This window comes from Seohaeicola nanhaiensis (assembly GCF_042654245.1).
Classification (GTDB): Bacteria; Pseudomonadota; Alphaproteobacteria; order Rhodobacterales; family Rhodobacteraceae; genus Seohaeicola_A; species Seohaeicola_A nanhaiensis.
On sequence record NZ_JBHSGI010000005.1, the window covers coordinates 362,049 to 384,733 of the forward strand.

The window sequence follows — 22,685 nt, forward strand, 5'->3', positions numbered from 1 at the left end:
GGAGTCGCCGCAGGCGACGGGGGCAAAGCCCCCTGTCCGGCCCGATGGTCGCATGGTCCGCGTCATACCGGCGCCGGCGCATCCGGTTTCTGCATCCGGAACCGGTCGGGCCACCGGTTTGCGCAAGTTGAACGGAAGCGATCGCGGTTCTGTCTACAGCTCCGGCCGCGCCCTCAATAGGATCTGCCCCGCGCGGACACCGGCCACAGCGACTCGACCACCTTTCCCCGCACCCCGACCAGCCAGTCGTGCAGGTTCACCGTCGGGTCGCAATGCCCCGGCACCAGCCGCAGCTTTTCGCCAATCGCCAGGCTGCCCTCGGGGTCGGAAATCGTCCCGTGCTCGTCCGAGCACTGGACATAGGCCAGATCGGTGCGCCCGAAGACCAGCGGCAGGCCGCTGTCCATCGACTGCGACTTCAGCCCCGCGTCACAGACCGCGCGGCCCGGCACAGGCTGACTCATCACCTGCGTCAGCAGGAACAGCGCATTCTCCCACTCCGCCTCGTCCAGCCGCGCCCCGTTGGCGGTGCGGATCCGGCCATAGTCGGCATCCATGAAGGCGTAGGAGCCGCATTGAAGCTCGTTGTAGACACCCGACTCGGTCTCCAGCCGGAACGACCCCGTACCCGCCCCCGTCACCAGCCGGGGTTTCAGCCCCACAGCCGTCAGCGCATCCACCACCGGCCGCACCACCGCAAGCGCCGCCGCGAAGGCCGCAGCGCGTTCGGCGTGGTCCTCGATATGCTGCATGGCCCCCTGATAGGCCTGAATCCCCTCAAACCGCAGCCCCTCAGCCGCCGCGACCGCCCGCGCGATCTCCACAGCCGCTTCTGGCGTGCGAACGCCGCAGCGCGACGCGCCGCAGTCGATTTCGACCAGAACGCCCAATTCGGTGCCATTCCGCGCGACCGCCTCGGCCAGCTCGGCGACATTGGCGATATCGTCGACGCAGACACTCACGGCGCCACCAAATCGCGGCAGCCGCGCCAGACGGTCGATCTTGACCGGGTCTCGCACCTGATTGGTCACCAGAATGTCCGCAATCCCCGCGCGGGCAAAGACCTCGGCCTCGGCCACCTTCTGGCAGCAGATGCCCACCGCGCCGCCCATCGCCAGCTGCAACCGCGCGACATCCACCGACCGGTGCATCTTGGCATGGGCACGCAGCCGCATCCCCCTCGCCTGCACGAAATCGCGCATCCGCGTCAGGTTCCGCTCCAGCGCGTCCAGATCGACCACCAGGCAGGGCGTCTGGATATCCGCCGCCGCCATCCCCGGCCGCGCCGGAATATCGAACCCGACTTCCAACCCCTCGAAATCGCCCGTGTCGTTCATGCTCTGCGCCCCTCGTCTGACCGGCCCCAGATGGGGCGAAGCGGGGGGAACTGTCCAGAGACCCGAGCGACAAAAGGCAAGCGGGAAAGCCGTCTGCCCACAAACAGGGCCGTCAGGCGTTGCCGGTCATCCGGTCGAGAAATCCAATCGTCTCCTCCCAGGCGCGCGCGGCGACCTCGGGCGAATAGCTCGCGCGATGGTCGCACATGAACCCGTGCTGCGCCTCGACCACATGGATCACCGCCTCGGGCTGGGCCGCGCGGATTACCTCGACATCCGACATGGGGATCGAGTGATCCTCGGTGCCGAAATACATCATCACCGGGCAGCGCGGGCGCTCGTCCTTCATCGCCGCGATGCGGCCGCCATAGAAGGGGATTGAACACAGGAACCCATCGAGCCGCGCCGCCGCGCCAAAGGCAACCGAGCCGCCCAGGCAGAAGCCGGTGATCGACACCGGGCTGAACCCGGTCAGCGCATCGCGCGCTGCCGCGACGTCGATTATATAGGTCGCCATGTCGCCCTTGGTCATCACCTGCCGCGCCCGCGCGATATCCTCGGGCGAATAGCCGCTCTCGAACCCCGGCTCCACCCGGTCGAACAGCGCCGGGGCGCAGGCGGCATAGCCGGCGGCGGCGAAGCGGTCGCACATCTCGCGGATATGCGCGTTGACCCCGAAAATCTCCTGCACCACCACGATGGCGCCCTTGCCCAGCCCCTCGGGCCGCGCGAGGTAGGCCCCCAGCTCGAACCCATCGCTCGCCTTCAGGCGGATCTGCTCTCCCATCGCGTCACTCCCTTGCGGTGTCGATGGCGGAGATGACACCGGATCGCCCCGGCATTCAACGCCCTTGCGCGCTCAGCGCGTCAGAACCAGCTTGCCGCCGGCAATCTCGATCTTCTCGAAGCGCTGCAGATAGGACATCCCCAGCAGCGAGCCCTCCATCCGGCCGTCATTCACGCTGGCGCGCACGTTCCGGTCGCTGATCGGCCCGACCGAAACCGTGTCCAGCGTCACCGGCGCCACCCGCACCTCGCCGTTTGCGGTCAGCGCGGTGCGGTGAAAGCTGGTGTTCGCCAGATCGATCCCCACCGCCTGCGCATCCGCGCGCGACAGCACGATATCGGTCGCCCCGGTGTCGATCACGAAACGCACCGGCGCGTTGTTCACCGTCAGCGTCAGATAGTAATGCCCGTCCGGCGCGCGCGGCACCGACACGGTTCCCGCCTGATCGTCCACCGTGGCGAGAAACGCGGCATCCCTCCGGATATCTCCCCACAGCCCATAGGCCGCGATGGTACCGACAAAGATCAGCACCCAGACCGAGATATGCTGCAGGGTCTTGTTCAGGGACGACCGGTTATACAGGAGAAACCACAGCAACAGCGCGCCGCCGAGCACCGCCAGATAGATCAGGCGTCCGGTCTCGAAACTGTCCATGGTGCGCTCCCTTGCAAGTCTGACAGGGATATAGGCGCTCAGGCCCCCGACGCAAAGCCGAAGGCGCGCAGCCCGTCCAGCACGAACTGCACCGACAGCGCGGCGAGCAGCATGCCCAGCAGTCGCGTCACCACGTTGATGCCGGTCTTGCCCAGCCCGCGGCCGATCAGGCCGGAGAGCTCAAGAAACACCATCGCCACCGCCATCACCGCGACCATGACCAGGATCGCCAATGCCAGCCCCTCCCACCCCGGCTTCTGCCCGGCCAGCAGGATGATCGAGGCAATCGCCCCCGGCCCGGCGATCAGAGGCACCGCCAGCGGAAAGACCGACGGGTCGTCGGGATGGGCGTCGGTCTGGTCCTCGCGCCGCTTGGTTCGCCGCTCGAACAGCATGTCGAGCGCGGTCAGGAACAGCAGGATGCCTCCGGCAACGCGAAAGGCGGCCATCGAGATGCCGACAAAGCCCAGCACGGCCTCGCCGAAGGCGGCGAACATCGCAAGGACGCCGATGGCGACAAGACAGGCCCGGATGCCGACGGCCCGGCGGGCCTGTGCGCTCATGCCCTGCGTCAGCACCAGAAACAGCGGCGCGAGGCCGGGCGGGTCGATCACCACGAACATGGTGACAAAACCGGTGATGAGAAAAGCGGTGTCCATGCGTGGCGATCCCCGGATGTCGACTGTCAGCCTAACAGGTTTCAGCGCGCCGCGCACCCGCCGCCGGCGCCGTTTTCCGTTGCCGGAAACGCGCGGCTTCCCGCCAGGTATTCGCGACCAGACCCCAGTGTCGCCGCAGCTTTTCCGCGCTGCCTAGGACTGCGCCTCTTCCAGCTTTTCCAGCGCCTTCATCCAAAGGTCCTCGGCGCGCTCCAGCCCGTCCATGACCTCGGCATACTTGCGCTGCCAGACTTCCATCTCGCCCCGCCGCGGATCCTCGTAAAGCTCGGGATTGGCCAGGATCTTGGCCAGCTTGTCGCGCATCGCGTTCAGCTTCTCGATGCGTTCCTCGCCCTTCTTCACCTCGTTCCTCAGCGTCTGGATCGACTCCCGCGTGACCTTCTTCTCTTTCACCGGCGCGGGTTTCGCCGCCGGCCTGTCGCGCGCGAGCAGCATGTCGCGATAGCTTTCGAGATCGTCCTCATAGGGCTTCACCGTGCCCTCCGAGACCAGCCACAGCCGGTCTGCGACCAGACCCAGCAGGTGCATGTCGTGGCTGACCAGGATCACCGCGCCGCTATAGGCGGTCAACGCGTCGACCAGCGCCTCGCGGCTTTCCATGTCGAGGTGGTTGGTCGGTTCGTCCAGGATCAGCATGTGTGGCGCGTCGATGGTGGCCAGCAGCAGCGACAGCCGCGCCTTCTGCCCGCCCGACAGCCGCCCGACCAGCGTATCCGCCTGCGCCGCCGTCAGGCCAAAGCCCGCGAGGCGCGAGCGCCACCGGCCCGGCCCCTCCGCCGGGCGCACCCGCCGCAGGTGGTCCAGCGGCGTCTCGTCGACATGCAGCTCGTCCACCTGATGCTGGGCGAAATAGCCGATGCGCAGCTTGGACGATTTCACCATTCGCCCCGCCATCAGCGGCAGCCGGTCCGACAAGAGCTTGGACAGCGTCGACTTGCCCTGCCCGTTCTTGCCAAGCAGCGCGATCCGGTCGTCCTGATCGATCCGCAAGTTCAGCCGCGACAGCACCGCCTTGTCACCATAACCGGTCACGCCGCCCTCGATATGGATGATCGGCGGCGACAGCTCCTCCGGTTCGGGGAAGGAGAAGGCACGCAGGGCCGCCTCCTGCGGCGTGTTGATCGGCTTCAGCCGCGCGATCATCTTCAGCCGCGACTGCGCCTGCACCGCCTTGGACGCCTTGGCACGGAAGCGGTCGACAAAGCTCTGCAGGTGGGCGCGCCGCGCCTCCTGCTTGCGCGCCTCGGATTCCGCCACCGCCAGCCGCGCGGCGCGGGTTTCGGCGAAGGTGTCGTAATTGCCCTGATAATAGGTCAGCTTGCGGTCTTCCAGATGCAGGATCCCGCCCACCGCCCGGTTCAGCAGGCCGCGGTCGTGGCTGATGATGATGACCGTATGCGGATAGCGCGCCAGATAGCTTTCCAGCCAGACCGCGCCTTCGAGGTCGAGATAGTTGGTCGGCTCGTCCAGCAGCAGCAGGTCGGGCTTGGCAAACAGCACGCCCGCCAGCGCCACGCGCATGCGCCAGCCGCCGGAATAATCCGAACAGGGCCGCTTCTGGTCCTCGTCGTCAAAGCCCAGCCCCTTGAGGATCGAGGCAGCGCGCCCCTCGGCCGACCAGGCGTCGATGTCGTTCAGCCGCGCCTGCACCTCGGCGATCCGCGCCGGATCGGTGGCACCCTCCGCCTCAGCCAGCAGCGCCGCGCGCTCCTTGTCGGCCGCCAGCACGGTGTCGATCAGCGACACGTCCGACGACGGCACCTCCTGCGCCACGCCGCCGATGCGCGCGCGCGACGGCAGGCTGATCTCGCCGCCCTCCAGCACCAGCTCGCCCCGGATCAGCCGGAAGAGCGTGGTCTTCCCGGTTCCGTTGCGGCCGACCAGGCCCACCTTGTGGCCCTCGGGAATCGTCGCGCTGGCCCCTTCGAAAAGCGGGCGGCCATCGACGGCATAGGTGATATCGCTGATCCGTAGCATGGCGGCGCTTTAGCAGAGCGCGCGGGGGCTTGAAAGCGGCCTTTCCCGGCGGCCTGGCCGCCCTGGCTGGCCTGGTCCGGGCCATGACGCTATTTTCAGCCGGTCTGACGGCAACGCCCGCCGCCATGGCACCGATTCCCCGACTCGCCGCCCTTTCCAACCCCCTTGGGCCGTGTTAACGGGGCGCCGGAAACGAACCCGGTGGGGGACAGGCATTGTCCCAGACCAGCGAACATGGAGACAACCTCAATGGCCCTCGAACGCACTTTTTCGATCATCAAGCCCGACGCAACCCGCCGCAACCTGACCGGCGCCATCAACGCCAAGTTCGAGGAAGCGGGCCTGCGCATCGTCGCCCAGAAGCGCATCCAGATGACCAAGGAACAGGCCGGCGTCTTCTACGGCGTGCACAAGTCGCGCCCCTTCTATGACGAACTCTGCGAATTCATGTCCTCGGCTCCGGTCGTGGTGCAGGTCCTGGAAGGCGAAAACGCCATCTCGAAGAACCGCGAGATCATGGGCGCGACCAACCCCGCCGACGCGGCCCCCGGCACCATCCGCGCCGAATTTGCCGAAAGCGTTGGCGAGAATTCGGTCCACGGCTCGGACGCCCCGGAAACCGCGGCAGTCGAAATTGCCTATTTCTTCTCGGGACTTGAGCTGGTCGGCTAAGGCCTGACCGGCGCGGCGCTCAGCGCCGCTCGATCACCCCGATCTCATCGAGGGCCGCTTCCAGCCGGGAGCGGCCCTCGTCGCTTTTGGCCGCCTTGATCGCATCGAACCGCTTGCGCAGCGCCGCCTTTTCCGCGCCCCGGCAGTCGTTCCAGGTCCGCCCCTGCAGTCCCATGACCAGAACGTAATACCCGATGAAATGCGGCCGCGCGCCCGACTCCAGCAGCCGCCCATAGGCGGCATCGGCGCCGAGTTCGCGCAATTCCTCGGCCGAACGGATGCCCGCCCGAGCACAGGCCGCCTCGAAAGACGGGCCAAGGTTGCGGATCGAGGATACCGGCGTGCCCATCGCCAAGGCCCGTTTTCAACGCCCTCAACGGGCAATCGACACCATGCTAGCCTGCAGGCGGAACCGGTTCAACGGGCACAAGGTTGTTGCCACGTCGGCGCCTCTGCGGCATTTCGGAGGCAGTCTGTAAAATTGACCGGTTTTTTTCGGTCCCCTGCGGCAGCGTCGGAGGAAGTGGTTTGGCATCGGTAACGCCCACGGCATCAACGAACGAGATTTTTGGAACCTGGCTTGCCGGTTCCCATTGGACGGCTGACAATCTGACCTACTCGTTCCCGAACGGTCCCGAGGCCTACGGTTATGTCGGCCGTACGCCCGTGGAAGGCCTCGAGGCCGACCAGATCGCCTGCGTCGAGCACGCCATGGCCGAGATCAGCTCCTTCACCCAGCTGACCTTCACCCGGATCGCCGAGGACGGCCAGCAGGAAGGCGTGCTGCGCTATGCCAAGGATGTGTCCGCCACCGGCGGCTATGCCTATCTGCCCACAGGATTCGCCTCGGGCGGCGATGCGTTTTTCGGCCGGCTGACGACCAGCCCCACGGTCGGAAACGAGGCCAATCTCTATTTCATGCATGAAATCGGTCATACGCTGGGCCTCGAACACGGGCACGAGTCGCTGTCCTTCGCCCGGTCGGCGTGGAATTCGCAGGAATTCACGCTGATGACCTATACCGACTATGTCGGCGATACGAACACCGAAGAATATGAATCCGGCCCCGTCGACTGGGCGCAAAGCTATCAGCAGCTCGATATTGCGGCGCTGCAATACCTGTATGGCGCGAATTATGCGACCACCGGAGAAATCTGGAGCGGCCGCACCGTCTATGGCTTCGATCCCGAAACAGGCGAGATGTCGGTCAACGGGATCGGCCTCGGTCAGCCCGCCGGCAACCGGATTTTCCGCACCATCTGGGACGGCCACGGGCGCGACACCTACGACCTCTCCGCCTACGACACCGGCGTTCACGTCAATCTGCGCCCTGGGGCATGGTCCACCTTCGCCACGGCACAACTGGCGGACCTGGACCGCTTCAGCACCACCCCCGACCATCTGGCACGCGGCAATGTCGCCAATGCGCTGCTGGTGGACAGCGACCGCCGCGCGCTGATCGAAAACGCCATCGGCGGCGGCGGCGACGACATCCTTCTGGGCAACGCGGCCGCAAACCGTCTCGTCGGGCGCGAGGGCAGCGACCGGCTGATCGGCGGCAGCGGCAACGACGCCCTGCTCGGCGGCGCGATGCAGGACCGGCTTCTGGGCGGCTGGGGCAACGACGTGTTGAAGGGCGGCGCAGGCAGCGACAGGCTGATCGGCGGCGCGGGCCGGGATCAACTCTCTGGCGGTGCAGGCCGCGATACCTTCGTCTTCGAGCGTGTCGCGGACGGCGTGAAAGCCAATGGCGTCGACCGGATCATGGATTTCACCAGTGGCGAGGATCGAATCCAGATTCTGACCGACGGGGCAGCGCCTTTCTCGCTGAACTTCGATGGCAGGCTTCTGGAAGACGGCCCGTCCATCGCGATCCGCACCTTCGACAGCGGCTTGCGCGCGCAGGTCGACTTCGACGGCGACGGCCAGGCCGACCTGGCCTTTGTAGTCGTCGGCGTCCACGACCTTGTGGAACACGACTTCCTGTTCTGAGTGCCCCGTGCGATTGACAGCCCGGCCTCGCAGCGCGAGGGTGACGATCCATCGGGGGAGGACGGTTTGACTGACGATATGCGACAGACGGCGCTGCACTTCGATCTGGCGGCGCCGCCGCCCGGGTTCGTCGATGACCCTTTCCCGGTCTACGACGCGCTGCTGAAACACGCGCCGGTGCTGTCACAGCCCGACGGCTCGGTCTTCCTGTCCCGCCACGCCGACCTCGATCGCATCTATCGCGACACCACGCTCTACTCCTCGGACAAGAAGGCCGCATTCGCCCCCAAGTTCGGCGCGGGCTCTCCCCTGTTCGAACATCACACCACCTCGCTCGTCTTCTCGGACCCGCCGCTGCACACCCGCGTGCGCCGGATCATGACCTCGGCCCTCACCCCGCGCGCGCTGCAGCGTATGGAGCCGGGGCTGATCGAGACGGTCGACCACCTGCTCGACCAGCTCGCCGGGAAAGGCGCAGAGGTCGACCTGATCGAGGATTTCGCCTCGGCCATCCCGATCCAGATCATCGGCAACCTGCTCGACGTGCCCGTCGACGAACGCGGCCCCCTGCGCGACTGGTCGCTGTCGATCCTCGGCGCGCTGGAACCCTCGCTGACCCCCGAACAACTCGACCGCGGCCACGCGGCGGTGCGCGACTTCAAGGCCTACCTCCAGGACCTGATCGCCCGCCGCACCGCCCGCCCCGGCGACCCGGAAACCGACGTCCTGACCCGGTTGATCCGGGGCGACGGCGCCGACGGCAGGCTCAGCGAGATCGAGCTGATCCAGAACTGCATCTTCATCCTGAACGCGGGCCATGAGACGACGACCAACCTGATCGGCAACGGCCTCGCCCTGCTGAACGACTGGCCCGACCAGCGCGCCCGTCTGCGGGACGAACCCGAAAGGATCGCCCCGGCGGTCGAGGAATTCCTGCGCTTCCGCTCGCCCAACCAGCTCGGCAACCGCGAAACCACCGCCGATATCGAAATCGACGGCCTGCGCATCCCCGCCGGCACCAACCTGCACCTCTGCATCGGCGCGGCCAATCGCGATCCGGCCGTCTTCGAGGATCCCACCCGGCTCGACATCGCCCGCAGCCCCAACCGACACCTCGCCTTCGCCGGCGGGCCGCATGTCTGCGTCGGCCTGACGCTGGCGAGGATGGAGGGGCGCATCGCCATCGCGCGCTTCTTGGCGCGTTTCCCTGACTACGAGATCGCCGAGGGCCGCGTGAACGGCGGCCGGATGCGCTTTCGCGGCTATGCGCGCCTGCCCGCCCGGTTGAACGACGCGGGCTGACCTCAGCCCGCCTCGAACAGCCAGAACCCGCCGCCCAGCGCCGGATCGAAGGGCACCGCCAGCGCGTCGCCCATGCGCCGCGACGGCAGGCCACAGGCCGCGGCCCGGCGCTCCATGTCCGCCAGATCCGCCACGGCGATGCGCAGGCCCGCCAGCGCGGACCGGCCGGGATCGACCTGCGCCCCGGCCAGCGTGGCGGCCTCACCCTCGCCCATGAACTCCAGCGCCCCCCGCTCCAGTTCGATCCGCCCCGCGACCACCGGCCGGCCCAGCAGCGCCGCATAGCGCGCCGCCGCCGCGTCGGGATCGGGCGCCGCGATCAGCGCAGCCCGCAAAGCGCGGGCACCGTTCGGATGCGCCATCCAGCGCGGCTGCCACAGCGCCTCGGGAGTGTGATGAGTGGCGAACTGCACCCGCCCCTCGGGCATGGCGTCGCGCTCCAGCCGGGCCACGGTAAACCGCGCCATGATCTCGCCCGTCTCGGTCTCCACCGGCCGCGCAAACCGCGCCAGCGGACGCATCGCGAAACCCGCCGCGCTCAGCGCCGCGTGCCGCGCCTCGGCATCCGCCTCGCCGAAGGCCAGCAGATGCAGCCCGGCCCGCCGCGCCAGCGTGGCGCGGAACTCGCGCCCCAGCTCAGTATCGGCGGTATGCAGCAGCAGCTCCAGATACCCCTCCTCCAGCATCACGCAGATATTGCCGGTGCCCGTCGGCTTGCGCCCGCCGGTCTCGGGGTCGGGCACGGATTGCACCGATACCGGCGTGACGGCAAAGCCCAGCGCCTCCAGCGCCCGCCGCGCCGCCGGCTCGTCGGCAATGAAATGCCCGGTATGGTCGAGAACCGTCATGTCCGCGCCAGCAGCGTGTCGATTTCGCCCCGCGACGGCATCGAGGGCGCGGTGCCGGGCCGCGTCACCGAAATCCCCGCCGCCGCGCAGCCAAAGCGCACCGCCGCCACCGGATCCTCGCCTCGCGCCAGCGCCGCCGCGAAGGCGCCGTTGAAGGCATCCCCCGCGCCCGTCGTCTCGACCACCGACCCCGCGTTGAAGGCCGGCACATGGACCGAGCGCCCGGCGTCGCGATACAGCGCGCCATGTTCGCCCAGCGTGATGATCGCCGCGCCCACGCCCCGGTCCAGGAACGCCCCCGCCGCGCGCTCGGCGTCGCGCACCGATTTCACCGCGATCCCGGTGATCCCCTCGGCCTCGGATTCGTTCGGCGTGACATAGTCGCACAATGCCAGCATCTCGGGAGGGATCGCCGCCGCCGGCGCCGGGTTCAGGATCGTCCGCGCCCCCCCGGCCCGCGCGATCTCCAGAGCCCGCTGCGCCGCCGGCATCGGTTGTTCCAGCTGGGTGATGAAGACCGACGCCCCGCCGATCAGCTCCGCCCGCGCCTCCACGTCCTGCACCGAAATCCGCCCCGCCGCCCCGGGCGAGATGATGATCGCATTGTTCCCCGTCGCCGCCTCGATGAAGATATAGGCCGCGCCGGTATAGCTCTCGGCATCCTCGGTGATCTCGGGCACTACCCCGGCCTTCTCCCAGGTCGCCCGCGCCATGTCGGCAAAGGGATCGCGCCCGAGGCGCGAGATGAAATGCACCTCGCCCCCCGCCATCGCCGCCGCAACCGCCTGGTTCGACCCCTTGCCACCGGGCCCTAGGGCAAAGCTCTTGCCCAGAATGGTCTCTCCCATCCTCGGCTGGCGCTCGGCGCGATAGGCGGTATCGGCGACAAAGACGCCAAGGATCACGATCTTGGACATGGAACCTCCTGCTCAGGCGTCCGGCGGGATCACACCCTTCCGAAGGATGAAACAGCCGTAGAATCGCCGCTCCCCCGTCTGGATCACGGCATAGGCCGCGCGGGCCTGATCGTAAAAGGCAAACCGCTCGATTCCCACCATCGGGCGCGGCCTGCCCTCGGCCCGGTCGATCGCCGCCTGCACCTCGGCCTGCACCGGCGGCACCGTCGCGGGTTCGCCCACGATCTCCATCCGCCCGGCGAAATCCTCGACGAAGGTATCGAGCGGCAGCACCGACAGCACCGCCTCCACCGCCTCGGCGGCGGTAAGATTGTCCATCCGCAACAGCTTGCCCAGCACGGTCGCGCGCGCCACCTGATCGGAGGGAAAATTGGTGTCCGCGATCACCAGCGCGTCGCCATGGCCCATCGCCCGTAGGGCAAACAGCACCTCCGCGTTCAGCCGCGGATCAAGTCCCTTCAGCATCATTCCCCTCCGAACATCTCGCCGATCTTCCCCGCCACCGCCGCCGCAAGGCTGGCGTGTTCGCCCGCCTCCCAATGCACCCCGTCGATGGGCGACACCTTCGCATGTCCCCCCGCATCGAGAAAACCCGCCCCCCGCGCGCGGGCGACGGCCTCGAACTCCGCCGCCAGCCGCCGCGATTTCTCGGCCCCGCCGCGATACATCTCGGCAAGGCACCCCGCCTCGCTGACCGGCGGCGGCGCGATCAGCAGCATCCGCGGCGCTCCGAATCCGGGTCCGCATTCGCTGGCCGCGATCACCCGCAGCAGCTTGTCCGCCCCGCGCCCGATCTCATAAGGGCTCATGCCAAAGGACCATTTCACATCGTTGGTCCCCAGCATGACAATCACCAGATCCAGCGGTTTGTGACTGTGCAGCAGCCCCGGCAGCGCCCGCAGCCCGTTGCGCATCGCGCCCTCGACCGGATCGTCGCGCAGCGTGGTGCGCCCGCCCAGCCCCTCTTCCACCACATGCCAGCCATAGCCCAGCAGCCCCGCCAGCACGCCCGGCCAGCGCTGATCGCGGCCATAGCGCGGATTGGGTCCGAAATCCCGCATCGGCGGCGAGCCGTGGGTATTGCTGTCGCCAAAGCACATGACAGTCTTCAAGTCGTAATCCTCTTGCGGCTCTCGGCATCGAACAGATGCAGCTGCCCCGCCTCCGGCATCAGATGCACCGCCTGCCCCGGCCGCACGTCGGGGCGCTCGCGCACCACCGCGACCACCTCGCGCGCGCCGTGCCGGGCCACCACATGGGTCTCCGACCCGGTCGGCTCGACCACCGCCACCGTCGCCGCAAGGCCGCTGTCGGCCAGCCGCAGATGCTCGGGCCGCACACCGCAAACCACCGGCCGTCCCTCGGCCAGATCCGCCGCCACCGGAAAGGCAACGCCGCCGATCTCCACGCCGCCCCCGCGCGCCACGCCGTCGAAGAGGTTCATCGCGGGCGAGCCGATGAAGCTTGCCACGAAGGTATTGGCCGGGCGGTCATACAGCTCCAGCGGCGCGCCGACCTGCTCGATCCTGCCGCCCTGCATGACGACGATGCGGTCCGCCATGGTCATCGCCTCGATCTGGTCGTGGGTCACATAGATCGTCGTCGCCTTCAGCCGCTGATGCAGCTCGCGGATCTCGGTGCGCATCTGCACCCGCAGCTTGGCATCGAGGTTGCTCAGCGGCTCGTCGAACAGGAACACCTGCGGATCGCGCACGATGGCCCGCCCCATCGCCACCCTTTGCCGCTGCCCGCCCGACAGCGCGCGCGGATACCGGTCGAGATAGGGCGTCAGCCCCAGAACCTCGGCCGCGCGCTCCACCCGCTCGCGGATTTCGGCCTTGTCCATGCCGCGCATCCGCAGCGCAAAGGCCATGTTCGCGGCAACCGTCTTGTGCGGATACAGCGCGTAGTTCTGGAACACCATCGCGATGTCACGCTGCGCCGGCGGCAGGTTGTTCACGACCCGCCCCCCGATCGCCACCCTGCCCGAGCTGATCCCCTCCAGCCCCGCGATCATCCGCAGCAGCGTGGACTTGCCACAGCCCGACGGACCGACCAGCACGACGAATTCCCCATCCGCGATATCCAGATCCAGCCCGTGCAGAACCTCGACCGCCCCATAGGCCTTGCGCAGTTCCCTGATCGTGACTTCCGCCATCCCGCGCCTCCCCCTGTAACGAGTATCCGATCCGCCAGCCCCGCCGCAACATTCTTGACAGGTTCAGGGTTCGTTGGGATGCTTTCCGGGTGCCCGCACCTCCGGGACCGAACGGCAAAGTACCGGGCGGCCCGACGACACAGGGGCACAGGAAGGCGCCCTCGCGGCCCTCGCGACACGGCGCGCAACCAATTTGGGAGGATTGGTCCGTGAAAGTCGAACTCTACAACCATATCGTGCGCCAGCAGATGAACCGGCGCAAACTGCTGCAGGGCGCGGCCAGCGTCGGCGCCCTTGCCGCGGTCGGCGCGCTTGGCGCCCGTCCGGCCGGTGCCGCCGCCCATGGCGACGTGCGTGCCCAGATCCTCAAGATCCCCGGCGTCGGCATGGGCTCGCCCACCGATGCCGACTGGCAGAAGGTCGGCGAACTGTGCCTCGGCCCAACGATGGAGCGGGTGCAGAAGGGCGAATTCGAAGGCGTCGAGCTGACCTTCATGGGCCTCAACAACCAGAACCTGCACAACTTCCTGTTCCGCGGCTTCCTCAAACCCTGGGAGGCCTACACCGGCGCCAAGATCAACTGGATCGACCTCGCCCAGGCCGACTACAATCCGCGCCTGCAACAGGCCATCGCCACCGGCACCGTCGATTTCGACATCATCGAGATGGGCGCCCCCTTTGAGGGCGACACCGCCGGCAAGGGTCTGCTGGACGAGATGCCCGACTGGGTGAAAGAGCAGATCGAGGCCGACGACCTTGTCGGCTACCTGCAACCGCCCGTCGGCACCTGGGACGGCAAGACCTACCGCGTCACCATCGACGGCGACTGCCACACCTTCGCCTATCGCAAGGACTACTTCGGCGACGGCGGCATCGGCGGGGCCGAACCGCCGACCACCTGGGAAAAGGTCAACGAGGTCTCCAAGGCGCTGGTCGGCCAGACCGACCCGCTCACCGGACTCGAGGCGCATGGCTTCCTCGATCCGCTGAAAGGCTGGGGCGGCTTCGGCTTCTACTTCCTCGAAGACCGCGCCACGGCTTACGTCAAGCACCCAGACGATCCGGCCTGGCTGTTCGACCCGGACACGATGAAGCCCCGCGTCAACAATCCGGGCTGGGTGCAGGCGATCCAGGACGTGATGGACCTGATCAAGGCCAACGCCTATCCCGCCGACCAGATCAACGCCGACCCCGGCACCACCGCCTTCCAGCAGTTCCTGGCCGGCACCGGCTCGATGATCTGCTGGTGGGGCGACGTGGGCTCCTCGGCGCGCACCTCCGATACCTCGGTCGTCGGCGACGTGGTCGGCTTCTCGATCAACCCGGGGGCCTCCCGCGTCTACAACCACAAGGCCGGCGCCTGGGAGGAGAAAGAGAACTTCGCCCCCAACATGGCCTACCTCGGCTGGGGCGTCTACGTCACCAACCGCGTCTCGGGCGACGAGAAAAAGCGCAAGGCGGCGTGGAGCGCGGCGGCGCATCTGGGCGGCAAGGACATCTCGCTCTGGATGTCGGCCTATCCCTCGGGCTTCCAGCCCTACCGCAACTCGCACTTCAACTACGAGGAATGGGAGGCGGCGGGCTACGACCGCGCCTATATCGAGGACTATCTCGGCTCGAACCTCGACAGCTACAACCACCCCAACGCCGCCATCGAGCCGCGCATCCCCGGCATCTTCCAATACTACTCGGTCGCCGAGGACGAACTCGCCAAGGGCTTCGCGGGGCAATACGCCTCCGCACAAGAAACGGCAGACGCCATCGCCGCGGCCTGGGAGAAGATCACCGACCAGATCGGGCGGGACAGTCAGATCAAGCTCTACAAGGCGTCGCTGGGGATGTGACGATGCAGGACAGGGCCGCCCCGGGGCGGCCCTTTTCATTCACTCAGGGCCGCCATCCAATCCTGCCGCAAATGCAGCACCCGCAGGATCTCGATGCCGGGATTGAGATCGCGATAAACGATCAAATGCGCCTTGAAGCGATGGACGCGGACCGGCGGGCGGATCTCGCTGCGCAAAACACCCAGTTCGGGGAAATCCGCAAGCAGGCCAAAGACCCTGTCCAGTTCGGTAACATAGGCAGCGGCCCGAGGGGGAGACCATCTTTCACGCGTGAATTGCCAGATATCCTGGATTTCGGCCCGCGCGCGATTGCTGATACGAAACCCGCTGTCAGACACCATGTTTGGCGTGCATCTCTTGCAGGAATTCGTCCAGGTTCCAGGGTTTGCCCGGGCCGCTGGCCAACCCCTCGTCAACCGCCGCCTGCAGTTCTGCTATCGCCTGCCGGCGTTCCCGGTCCCGCCGGATCAGGTCGCGCACATAGTCGCTGGAGTTGGCATAATCGCCCTCTGCCGACTGCGCCTCGACCCATTCCTTCATCTCGTCCGGCAGGGATACGTTCATCGTCGCCATGGCAGCCTCCATCGTTCCTCACCAATCTATGGCAAAGCTTGCCATCCAACAAGCCCGCTTCCCAGATGCCTGAACCCATGGTTAACCTTACGTCATGACCAGCGAGTCCGACTTCCTGCACGTCGTCACCGCCGATGACATCTCGGCCCGGCGCAAGACGTTCGGGCGCGCGATCGTCTGGGGATCGGCCGCCATCTTCGCCGGCGTGACCGTCGCGCAAGTCCTCCAGCAGGCCGGCTCAGCGGACTTCGGCTTCCGCACCTGGCGGCCGACGCTCTACACCTACCTGCTCTGGGCCGCCTGCCTCTGCTGGGCGCAGGTGCTGCTCTATGGCGAGCGCGGCAAGCGGGTGCTCTTCGTGCTGCCCGCCGTGCTCTTCGTCGTCTCGATGGTGGTCTTCCCGCTGATCTTCGCGCTCGGCATCGCGTTCTCCAGCTGGAACCTGAGTTCCCCCGACGGCCGCCAGTTCAATGGTCTCGACAACCTGCGCCAGATGTGGGCCGATCCGTTCTACTGGAACGCCCTGCGCAACATGGTCTGGTACACCCTTGCCATCGCCGTCGAATACGCCATCGCCTTCGGCCTCGCCCTGCTGCTCAATGCCCAGATCCGCGCCCGCAAGTTCTTCCGCGTCGCTTTCCTGATGCCGCTGATGCTCTCGCCGGTCGCGGTCAGCTGGATGATCGGCAAGTCGATGATGGAGATCCGCTTCGGCCCCATCGCCCGCCTCGCCCGCGAACTCGGCTGGTCCAGCCCGTCCTTCTTCGGCTCGCCCGAGATCGCACGGGCGACGATCATGATCATGGACGCCTGGACCTTCATCCCCTTCATGATGATCATGATCTTGGCCGGCCTGCAGGCCATCCCGCGCGAACTGCACGAGGCGGCCGAGGTCGACGGCGGCTCGCCCTGGCGCCGCTTCTGGGAAATCACCTTCCCCCTGATGCTGCCGGTCTCGATCACCGCGATCCTGATCCGGATCATCTTCAAGCTGAAGCTGGCCGATATCATCATCAACGTCACCTCGGGTGGCCCCGGAGGCGCGACCGACAGCGTCACCAGCTTCATCTTCCGCGAATACCGCGACCGCTCGAACGTCGGCTATGGCACGCTGCTGGCCATCGTCTACCTGGTGCTGATCGTCATTGCGATGACGGTCCTGATGAAACTCGCCGACCGCTGGATGAGGCCGCGCTACTGATGGCCGAACAGATCTTCCACGACCACCCCGCCGACCGCGCCTTTCGCCCCGCCAAGGTGCTGAGCCGCGTCGCGATCTATGCCATCCTGATCCTCTGGGCGGTGATCTGCCTCTTCCCGATCTACTGGACCATCACCACCACCTTCAAGGCCGCGCCCGACGTGATGCAGGGCCACATGGTGCCCTGGTGGGATTATGCGCCCAAGATGCTCGGCCTGCGCTCCATCGGCCTCTCACCCGAAACGATCTTCGCCGAAAGCACGGTGCGCGAGGAATTCCTCAAACGGTTCTGGAATTCCACCGTCGTGGCGGTGTGCTCCTCGACACTGGCGGTTCTGCTCGGCAGTTCCGCCGCCTATGGCCTTTCGCGCTTCACCTACCGCTTCGGCTTCATGAAGAACGCCGATATCTCCTTCTTCTTCCTCTCCCAGCTGATCCTGCCCCCGGTGGTGCTCGCCCTGCCCTTCCTCGTGCTCTACAAGGCGCTCGGGCTGCTCGACACCCGGATCGGGCTGATCCTGCTCTATACGCTCACCGTGCTGCCCATCGTCATCTGGATCATGCGCGACCAGTTCAGCTCGATCCCGACCGAACTGGAAGAGGCCGCGCTGGTCGACGGCCTGTCGATCTGGGGCGCCTTCGTCACCATCATCCTGCCGATTGCCCTGCCCGGCATGGTGGCGGCCTTCATCCTCAGCCTCGTGCTCACCTGGAACGAATACTTCTTCGCCGCCCTGCTGACCTCGACCAACGCCAAGACCCTCCCGGTCATGGTCGCCAGCCAGACCGGCTCCCAGGGCATCTCCTGGTGGTCGATGGCCGCCCTCTCCTTCGCCGCCATCCTGCCGCTGATCGTGATCGGCATCGTGCTCGAGAAATACATTATCAAGGGCATGGCGGCGGGGGCAGTGAAATAGGGTCTGATTGGTATCCCTCCCGGCTCGCCCGCCGGCGCTGCGCGCCCTGAGCAAGCCCGGACTGGCGCATCTTGAACCTTTCGGCTCCGGACGAAAAGGGGCAGCGCTGAAAGGTCGATACTAGCCGTCCAATGCCTGCCCGATCTCCTTCGTCTGCTCGTAGAGCCTGCGAAACAGCGCATAATGCGCCGCGTGCACCGCGCTCCGCTCCGGCCGGATCTCCCGCGCGGGCGGGTTCCAGGCCGCGATGTCCTTTTCCTTCGCCAACCCCACCGCGCAGGCGGCGAGAAAGGCGTTGCCATAGGCCGCCCCGGTCGAAACCGCACTCACGATCTGCGGCAGATCGGCAAAGTCCGAGGTCGCCTGCACCCACAGCGCATTCTGCGTCCCGCCCCCCACCGCCAGTAGCCGCGCGGGCGCCGCGCCGATCTCGCGGCAGGTCTCGATCACATGCGCCGAGCCCATCGCGATCCCCTCGATCAACGCGCGGTAAAGATCGCCGCGCCTGTGGGTCAGGTTCAGCCCGATCACCGTGCCCTTGGCGTGGGGGTCATGGATCGGCGTCCGCTCACCCGAGAAATAGGGCAGCAGGATCAGACCATTGGCACCGGGCGGCGACGCTTCCGCTTCCGCCGCCAGCGTGGCAAAGGCGCTCTCTTTCGGCAGCTCCCGCGCGAACTGGTCGCGGAACCAGTGGGTCAGCGTTCCGGACGTCGCCAGCCCCGCCATGCTGGCGTGGCGCCCGGGATACAGCCAGGGCGCATACCACAGCCGCCCATCGCGCACCGGGCGCTCGGTCAACTGGATCATGAAGATGGTCGAGCCATACATCATCATCATGTCCCCCGCCGCCCGGGTGCCGACCGACACCGCCTCGGCGGCGGCGTCGATGGTGCCGACGGTGACGGGCGTGCCCTCCATCAGCCCCGTCGCGGCCGCCGCCGCTGCCGTGACGTGCCCCGCGATCTCGGTCGACCACGCCAGACGCGGCAACTTGTCCAACGGCAGGAAGCCCGCCAGCGCCCCGGTCCAATCCAGCCGGTTGACGTCATATAAAGGCGAGAAGTTGGCGGCGGTGTAATGGTCGATCACGCACGCCCCGGTCAGCCGCTGCACCAGAAAGCTGGTCGAGGTCACGATCTTCGCCGCCCGCGCATAGATCTCCGGGTGTTGCCGCTGCAGCCAGAGGATCTTCGGCCCGACCGACTGCGAGGTCAGCGCATTGCCGCAGGTCTCGAGGAGCCTGTCAGAGCCGATCTCGCGGGTCAGCGCCTCGATCTCCTCCGCCGCGCGGGTGTCGACGCCATAAAGCACCGCGTTGCACAGTGCCCGTCCCTCCGCATCCACCGGCAGCATGCAGGGCCCGATGGCCGAGGTTGCGACACAGGCGATGTCGCGCGCCTCCACGTCCCGCAACATCTCGCGGCACAGCGCGACAAACCCGCCCCACCAGTCGGCTTCCGCATCATGCTCGGCCCAGCCGGGGCGCGGCACCTGCATCCGGTGATCCCGGCTCGCCTGCGCCACGATCCGGCCCGTCTCGTCGGCGATCACGCCCTTGGCCTGATAGGTGCCGATGTCGATGCCCAGCGTCAGCGCCATTCAGTCTCGCTCCAGCCGGAAATCCGGCGACAGCGCCGCAAGCGCGGCTACCAGCAGCCTCACCAGCCCGTCGAGGTCCGAAAGGTCCACCATTTCCACCGCCGAATGCGAATAGCGCATGGGAAACCCGACATCGACCGCAGCCACCCCGGCGCCCACCAGCTGGACATAGGACAGATCCGTCAGCACCCCGACCTGCGCGCTGCGCTGCAGGTTCACCCCCGCGTTCGCGGCGGCGGCCTCCATCACCGCAACAAGACCCGGATGCGGGATCACCCCGTTCAATGTCCCGCGCCCGTGGAAGGAATAGAGGCTGACCCCAGGCCCCTGCCCCAGCACCATCTCACCCCGATCCGCCATATCCGGCGTGTCGGTGGCGTTCATCAGATCGACCTGAATCGCGACCTGCGGACGGATCTGTTGCGCCGCCACCTGCGCGCCGCGCAGGTTGAATTCCTCCTGCACGCTAAAGACGACATGCACCTCCGGCCCGCCCTCGCGCCGGCCCAGCGCCCGGATCACCTCCAGCAGCACGGCGCAGCCCGCCCTGTCGTCCACGGCGGTGCCGCAGATGCGCCCGCCGGCCAGCTCCATCGCGTTCGGGCGATAGACCACCGGAGACCCGATGCGCACCCCCGCAGCCTCGGCCTCGGACCGGGAGGAAAACCCGCAGTCGATGCGCAAATCCGGCGCGCGCACCACGGTGTATTTCTCCTCGGGCGTCGTGGCGTGGTGGCTCTTGTTGGCGATGACGCCCGGAACGTCGCCGCCCCCTGTGCAGACCACAACGGCCTGCCCCGCCAGGGCGCGTTCCGGGACCCCGCCCAGCCGCTCGACCCGCAGGGCCCCATCCGCCTCCACCTTGCGCACGATGAACCCCAGCTGGTCCATATGGGTGAACAGCATGACGCGCGGCCCGGCCCCCGGAAAGACGACGCTGAGGTTGCCCATCACGTCGGTCCTCGCCTCCACCCCCTCGGGCAACCGCGCCCGGATTGCCGCACGGATACGATCCTCGTGCCCCGAAAGGCCAGGCACCTGCATAAGCTCCAGCAGATCCCGCCTCAGCGTCATGACCTTGCCGCCCGAACGCGGCCCATGAAATCCGCCGCCCGCTCCGGATCGACCGGCTTCCACGTATCCCCGCCCACCTTCAGCGCCGAGCCGACCACGCAGCCATCCGCGACGCGCAGCACCTCGGCCACGGTCTCGTGCTTCACCCCGGTATTGGCCAGCACCGGCGTCTTCGGCAGCACCCGCTTCACCGCCTCCAGATCCGACAGCGCCGCTGCCTCGCCGGTGATCTGGCCCGAGACCAGCACCGCATCGGGGATCGACGAGAACACCGCCGACCGCGCCCGGTCCGGCAGCGGCCGGCGGTCCAGACTGTCGGCGAACTCGGCCGAGACGTTGTACAGCATCAGACAATCCGACCGCCCGAGGCGGTTGCGATAGCGCATCGCCGCCCCCGCATCCGGCGTCCAGGGCCCCATGTCCGAGGCATAGGTGCCGGTGAAAATCTCGCGCACGAAGGCCGCCCCGGTCGCGGCGGCCAGCGCGACGGTGCTGGAGGGATCCCAGAGCACGTTGACCCCGAAAGGCACCGTGATCTCGCCCCGCAGCCGCCCGATCACATAGGCCATCGTCGCGGTCGAGGCGGTGTCGACGGCGAACTCGTACGGCCGGTCGTTCTCGTTGCCGAACATCACCGCATCGAACCCCGCCGCCTGCAGCGCCAGCAGGTCGGCCCGCGCCGCGCGCACCAGCCCCTCCAGCCCGGCGCTGGCATCAAAGAGCGGCGCACCGGGCAGCGCGCCCAGATGGACCATGCCGATCACCGGCTTCGCTGTGCCAAAAACCTCCGCAAATACCGCCATGGCTCCCCCCTGCTCCAAGGCCAGCCTAACGCACTCCCCGCCGCGCCCCAAAGCGGAAATCGCAGGCGCCCGCACCACGGGCGCGCCGGAAATCGCGCGTGCCGCGCGATGCCTCCGGCGGAGGTATTTTGGAACCAGAGAAGCACAGGTCCCGCTTTTCCTCTTGCCTCAAATATCCTGGGGGAGTCGCCCGAAGGGCGGCGGGGGCAAAGCCCCCACATGAGCCGCGCATTGCCCGGAGCACCCCTTTCGCTGTATCACCGCAACAGATCCATGGGAGGATCCACATGGCACTGGCGACACGGCACTGGGACCGGCTGGGCAACGGCGGGCTCGACTTCACCGAACTCGGGCTTGGCACCGCGCCGCTCGGCAACCTCTATCGCGCGATCTCGGACGCCGAGGCCGATGCGGTGATGGACCGCGCCTGGACAGCGGGCCTGCGCTACTTCGACACCGCGCCGCTCTACGGCTTCGGGCTGTCCGAGACGCGGCTCAACCGCTTCCTGCGCGACAAGCCCCGCGACCATTACGTGCTCTCGACCAAGGTGGGCCGCCTGCTCGAACCCTGCCCGCCCGGGCTGCGCGACGGCGTCGGCAAATGGTTCGACGTGCCGGCGCGGCGCGAGGTCTACGATTATTCCTACGACGGGGTGATGCGCTCGATCGAGGCCTCCTTCGCCCGCCTCGGCGTCGACCGGATCGACGTCCTGCTGGTCCACGACCTCGACGTGGCGAACCAGGGCAGCCGGGCGAATGTCGACGCCAAGCTCGCCCAGCTGATGGCCGGCGGCTATCACGCGCTGGAACGGCTGCGACGGGAGGGCGCGATCAAGGCCTTCGGCGCGGGGGTGAACGAATGGCAGGTCTGCCAGCAGATGGCGGAACAGGGCGATTTCGACCTCTTCCTGCTCGCCGGGCGCTACACGCTGCTGGAACAGGAGGCGCTCGACAGCTTCCTGCCGCTCTGCCAGTCCCGCGGGATCGGGATCATCATCGGCGGCCCCTACAACTCGGGCATCCTCGCCACCGGCGCGCGGCCCGGCGCCTTCTACAATTACGAACCCGCGCCGCAGCCGATCCTCGACCGCGTGGAGCGGATCGAGGCGGTCTGCACCGCCCACGGCGTTCGCATGGTCGACGCCGCCTTCCGTTTCCCGCTGCTGCATCCCTCCGTTGTTTCGGTGATCCCCGGCGGCCAGGGCGTGGACGAGATGGAGTCCAACATCGCCGCCCACGCCGCCGCGATCCCGCCCGCGCTGTGGGACGATCTGAAGGATCAGGGCCTGCTCCGGGCTGACGCGCCCACGGCCTGAGCCTTTCCTTCCTCTGCCCGGGCGGCTAAGG

Annotated in this window: 23 protein-coding genes; 7 read left to right on the forward strand and 16 right to left on the reverse strand. The window is 67.4% G+C overall.

Annotated elements, in window-relative coordinates; all coding sequences use genetic code 11:
- Window positions 1-173 precede the first annotated feature (173 nt).
- The 5 genes from ACFO5X_RS09090 to ACFO5X_RS09110 form a co-directional block, all read right to left on the reverse strand.
- Window positions 174-1,337, reverse strand: coding sequence for a DSD1 family PLP-dependent enzyme (locus ACFO5X_RS09090; protein ID WP_380717040.1), 1,164 nt, complete (start codon window positions 1,335-1,337; stop codon window positions 174-176).
- Window positions 1,338-1,449: 112 nt separating this feature from the next.
- Window positions 1,450-2,124 (reverse strand): dienelactone hydrolase family protein, encoded by a 675-nt coding sequence (locus ACFO5X_RS09095; RefSeq protein WP_380717041.1) that lies wholly within the window; start codon window positions 2,122-2,124, stop codon window positions 1,450-1,452.
- Between the two features lie 72 nt (window positions 2,125-2,196).
- On the reverse strand, window positions 2,197-2,778 hold the full coding sequence (locus tag ACFO5X_RS09100; RefSeq protein WP_380717043.1) for a retropepsin-like aspartic protease family protein: 582 nt from the start codon (window positions 2,776-2,778) through the stop codon (window positions 2,197-2,199).
- A gap of 38 nt (window positions 2,779-2,816) precedes the next feature.
- Window positions 2,817-3,437, reverse strand: coding sequence for a MarC family protein (locus ACFO5X_RS09105; RefSeq protein ID WP_380717044.1), 621 nt, complete (start codon window positions 3,435-3,437; stop codon window positions 2,817-2,819).
- 153 nt (window positions 3,438-3,590) lie between these two features.
- Complete coding sequence (locus ACFO5X_RS09110; RefSeq protein WP_380717045.1) at window positions 3,591-5,435, reverse strand: ABC-F family ATP-binding cassette domain-containing protein; 1,845 nt, start codon at window positions 5,433-5,435, stop codon at window positions 3,591-3,593.
- A gap of 249 nt (window positions 5,436-5,684) precedes the next feature.
- Between ACFO5X_RS09110 and ndk the strand changes: the two genes are divergently transcribed.
- Window positions 5,685-6,107 carry a nucleoside-diphosphate kinase gene (gene ndk / locus ACFO5X_RS09115; protein WP_380717047.1) on the forward strand — a complete coding sequence of 141 codons (423 nt, stop codon included), beginning with the start codon at window positions 5,685-5,687 and terminating at the stop codon, window positions 6,105-6,107.
- Window positions 6,108-6,126: 19 nt separating this feature from the next.
- Here ndk and ACFO5X_RS09120 read toward each other — a convergent pair whose 3' ends face one another.
- Window positions 6,127-6,456, reverse strand: coding sequence for a TfoX/Sxy family DNA transformation protein (locus ACFO5X_RS09120; RefSeq protein WP_380717049.1), 330 nt, complete (start codon window positions 6,454-6,456; stop codon window positions 6,127-6,129).
- Between the two features lie 179 nt (window positions 6,457-6,635).
- Here ACFO5X_RS09120 and ACFO5X_RS09125 point away from each other — a divergent pair, with 179 nt between their 5' ends.
- The gene (locus tag ACFO5X_RS09125) at window positions 6,636-8,099 is read left to right on the forward strand and encodes a M10 family metallopeptidase C-terminal domain-containing protein (RefSeq protein ID WP_380717051.1); all 1,464 of its coding nucleotides are present in this window, start codon (window positions 6,636-6,638) and stop codon (window positions 8,097-8,099) included.
- Between the two features lie 78 nt (window positions 8,100-8,177).
- A complete protein-coding gene (locus ACFO5X_RS09130) occupies window positions 8,178-9,401 on the forward strand; it encodes a cytochrome P450 (protein ID WP_380717298.1) in 1,224 nt (407 codons plus the stop codon).
- A gap of 2 nt (window positions 9,402-9,403) precedes the next feature.
- On the opposite strand, the gene ACFO5X_RS09135 is transcribed toward ACFO5X_RS09130, so the two are convergent.
- Genes ACFO5X_RS09135 through ACFO5X_RS09155 form a run of 5 tightly spaced genes read right to left on the reverse strand, consistent with a single transcriptional unit; the run spans window position 9,404 to window position 13,324 of the window.
- Window positions 9,404-10,249, reverse strand: a complete 846-nt coding sequence (locus ACFO5X_RS09135; RefSeq protein ID WP_380717053.1) for a VOC family protein — start codon at window positions 10,247-10,249, stop codon at window positions 9,404-9,406.
- Window positions 10,246-11,166, reverse strand: coding sequence for a ribokinase (locus ACFO5X_RS09140; protein ID WP_380717055.1), 921 nt, complete (start codon window positions 11,164-11,166; stop codon window positions 10,246-10,248). The genes ACFO5X_RS09135 and ACFO5X_RS09140 overlap by 4 nt, the downstream gene beginning before the upstream one ends.
- A 12-nt stretch (window positions 11,167-11,178) precedes the next feature.
- Window positions 11,179-11,631: an RbsD/FucU family protein gene (locus ACFO5X_RS09145; RefSeq protein WP_380717058.1), complete on the reverse strand. Its 453-nt coding sequence runs from the start codon at window positions 11,629-11,631 to the stop codon at window positions 11,179-11,181.
- A complete protein-coding gene (locus ACFO5X_RS09150; RefSeq protein WP_380717059.1) occupies window positions 11,631-12,278 on the reverse strand; it encodes an SGNH/GDSL hydrolase family protein in 648 nt (215 codons plus the stop codon). Before ACFO5X_RS09150 ends, ACFO5X_RS09145 begins: the two co-directional genes overlap by 1 nt.
- Window positions 12,275-13,324, reverse strand: a complete 1,050-nt coding sequence (locus tag ACFO5X_RS09155) for an ABC transporter ATP-binding protein (protein WP_380717061.1) — start codon at window positions 13,322-13,324, stop codon at window positions 12,275-12,277. The genes ACFO5X_RS09150 and ACFO5X_RS09155 overlap by 4 nt, the downstream gene beginning before the upstream one ends.
- A 209-nt stretch (window positions 13,325-13,533) precedes the next feature.
- Here ACFO5X_RS09155 and ACFO5X_RS09160 point away from each other — a divergent pair, with 209 nt between their 5' ends.
- On the forward strand, window positions 13,534-15,168 hold the full coding sequence (locus tag ACFO5X_RS09160; RefSeq protein WP_380717062.1) for an extracellular solute-binding protein: 1,635 nt from the start codon (window positions 13,534-13,536) through the stop codon (window positions 15,166-15,168).
- A 35-nt stretch (window positions 15,169-15,203) separates the two neighbouring features.
- On the opposite strand, the gene ACFO5X_RS09165 is transcribed toward ACFO5X_RS09160, so the two are convergent.
- On the reverse strand, window positions 15,204-15,509 hold the full coding sequence (locus ACFO5X_RS09165) for a type II toxin-antitoxin system RelE/ParE family toxin (protein WP_380717063.1): 306 nt from the start codon (window positions 15,507-15,509) through the stop codon (window positions 15,204-15,206).
- Window positions 15,499-15,741 (reverse strand): type II toxin-antitoxin system ParD family antitoxin, encoded by a 243-nt coding sequence (locus tag ACFO5X_RS09170; protein WP_380717064.1) that lies wholly within the window; start codon window positions 15,739-15,741, stop codon window positions 15,499-15,501. Before ACFO5X_RS09170 ends, ACFO5X_RS09165 begins: the two co-directional genes overlap by 11 nt.
- Window positions 15,742-15,835: 94 nt before the next feature.
- On the opposite strand from ACFO5X_RS09170, the gene ACFO5X_RS09175 reads away from it, so the two are divergent.
- Window positions 15,836-16,942, forward strand: coding sequence for a carbohydrate ABC transporter permease (locus ACFO5X_RS09175; RefSeq protein ID WP_380717065.1), 1,107 nt, complete (start codon window positions 15,836-15,838; stop codon window positions 16,940-16,942).
- On the forward strand, window positions 16,942-17,859 hold the full coding sequence (locus tag ACFO5X_RS09180) for a carbohydrate ABC transporter permease (RefSeq protein WP_380717066.1): 918 nt from the start codon (window positions 16,942-16,944) through the stop codon (window positions 17,857-17,859). The genes ACFO5X_RS09175 and ACFO5X_RS09180 overlap by 1 nt, the downstream gene beginning before the upstream one ends.
- A gap of 120 nt (window positions 17,860-17,979) precedes the next feature.
- On the opposite strand, the gene ACFO5X_RS09185 is transcribed toward ACFO5X_RS09180, so the two are convergent.
- From ACFO5X_RS09185 to ACFO5X_RS09195, 3 genes are read right to left on the reverse strand one after another with little or no spacing between them, the layout of a single operon-like run.
- On the reverse strand, window positions 17,980-19,461 hold the full coding sequence (locus tag ACFO5X_RS09185; RefSeq protein WP_380717067.1) for an FGGY-family carbohydrate kinase: 1,482 nt from the start codon (window positions 19,459-19,461) through the stop codon (window positions 17,980-17,982).
- On the reverse strand, window positions 19,462-20,535 hold the full coding sequence (locus tag ACFO5X_RS09190) for a M42 family metallopeptidase (protein ID WP_380717068.1): 1,074 nt from the start codon (window positions 20,533-20,535) through the stop codon (window positions 19,462-19,464).
- Entirely contained in the window at window positions 20,532-21,338 is an 807-nt protein-coding gene (locus ACFO5X_RS09195) for a BtpA/SgcQ family protein (protein WP_380717069.1), read from the reverse strand. Before ACFO5X_RS09195 ends, ACFO5X_RS09190 begins: the two co-directional genes overlap by 4 nt.
- Before the next feature lie 287 nt (window positions 21,339-21,625).
- Here ACFO5X_RS09195 and ACFO5X_RS09200 point away from each other — a divergent pair, with 287 nt between their 5' ends.
- Window positions 21,626-22,654, forward strand: coding sequence for an aldo/keto reductase (locus tag ACFO5X_RS09200; RefSeq protein ID WP_380717070.1), 1,029 nt, complete (start codon window positions 21,626-21,628; stop codon window positions 22,652-22,654).
- Window positions 22,655-22,685 lie beyond the last annotated feature (31 nt).

What these genes read in the sequence shown, in the direction of transcription:
- ACFO5X_RS09090 (WP_380717040.1), bottom strand. Translation starts at nt 1,337, where the DNA reads ATGAACGACACGGGCGATTTCGAGGGGTTGGAAGTCGGGTTCGATATT.
- ACFO5X_RS09095 (WP_380717041.1), bottom strand. Translation starts at nt 2,124, where the DNA reads ATGGGAGAGCAGATCCGCCTGAAGGCGAGCGATGGGTTCGAGCTGGGG.
- ACFO5X_RS09100 (WP_380717043.1), bottom strand. Translation starts at nt 2,778, where the DNA reads ATGGACAGTTTCGAGACCGGACGCCTGATCTATCTGGCGGTGCTCGGC.
- ACFO5X_RS09105 (WP_380717044.1), bottom strand. Translation starts at nt 3,437, where the DNA reads ATGGACACCGCTTTTCTCATCACCGGTTTTGTCACCATGTTCGTGGTG.
- ACFO5X_RS09110 (WP_380717045.1), bottom strand. Translation starts at nt 5,435, where the DNA reads ATGCTACGGATCAGCGATATCACCTATGCCGTCGATGGCCGCCCGCTT.
- ndk (WP_380717047.1), top strand. Translation starts at nt 5,685, where the DNA reads ATGGCCCTCGAACGCACTTTTTCGATCATCAAGCCCGACGCAACCCGC.
- ACFO5X_RS09120 (WP_380717049.1), bottom strand. Translation starts at nt 6,456, where the DNA reads ATGGGCACGCCGGTATCCTCGATCCGCAACCTTGGCCCGTCTTTCGAG.
- ACFO5X_RS09130 (WP_380717298.1), top strand. Translation starts at nt 8,178, where the DNA reads ATGCGACAGACGGCGCTGCACTTCGATCTGGCGGCGCCGCCGCCCGGG.
- ACFO5X_RS09135 (WP_380717053.1), bottom strand. Translation starts at nt 10,249, where the DNA reads ATGACGGTTCTCGACCATACCGGGCATTTCATTGCCGACGAGCCGGCG.
- ACFO5X_RS09140 (WP_380717055.1), bottom strand. Translation starts at nt 11,166, where the DNA reads ATGTCCAAGATCGTGATCCTTGGCGTCTTTGTCGCCGATACCGCCTAT.
- ACFO5X_RS09145 (WP_380717058.1), bottom strand. Translation starts at nt 11,631, where the DNA reads ATGCTGAAGGGACTTGATCCGCGGCTGAACGCGGAGGTGCTGTTTGCC.
- ACFO5X_RS09155 (WP_380717061.1), bottom strand. Translation starts at nt 13,324, where the DNA reads ATGGCGGAAGTCACGATCAGGGAACTGCGCAAGGCCTATGGGGCGGTC.
- ACFO5X_RS09165 (WP_380717063.1), bottom strand. Translation starts at nt 15,509, where the DNA reads ATGGTGTCTGACAGCGGGTTTCGTATCAGCAATCGCGCGCGGGCCGAA.
- ACFO5X_RS09170 (WP_380717064.1), bottom strand. Translation starts at nt 15,741, where the DNA reads ATGGCGACGATGAACGTATCCCTGCCGGACGAGATGAAGGAATGGGTC.
- ACFO5X_RS09175 (WP_380717065.1), top strand. Translation starts at nt 15,836, where the DNA reads ATGACCAGCGAGTCCGACTTCCTGCACGTCGTCACCGCCGATGACATC.
- ACFO5X_RS09180 (WP_380717066.1), top strand. Translation starts at nt 16,942, where the DNA reads ATGGCCGAACAGATCTTCCACGACCACCCCGCCGACCGCGCCTTTCGC.
- ACFO5X_RS09185 (WP_380717067.1), bottom strand. Translation starts at nt 19,461, where the DNA reads ATGGCGCTGACGCTGGGCATCGACATCGGCACCTATCAGGCCAAGGGC.
- ACFO5X_RS09190 (WP_380717068.1), bottom strand. Translation starts at nt 20,535, where the DNA reads ATGACGCTGAGGCGGGATCTGCTGGAGCTTATGCAGGTGCCTGGCCTT.
- ACFO5X_RS09195 (WP_380717069.1), bottom strand. Translation starts at nt 21,338, where the DNA reads ATGGCGGTATTTGCGGAGGTTTTTGGCACAGCGAAGCCGGTGATCGGC.
- ACFO5X_RS09200 (WP_380717070.1), top strand. Translation starts at nt 21,626, where the DNA reads ATGGCACTGGCGACACGGCACTGGGACCGGCTGGGCAACGGCGGGCTC.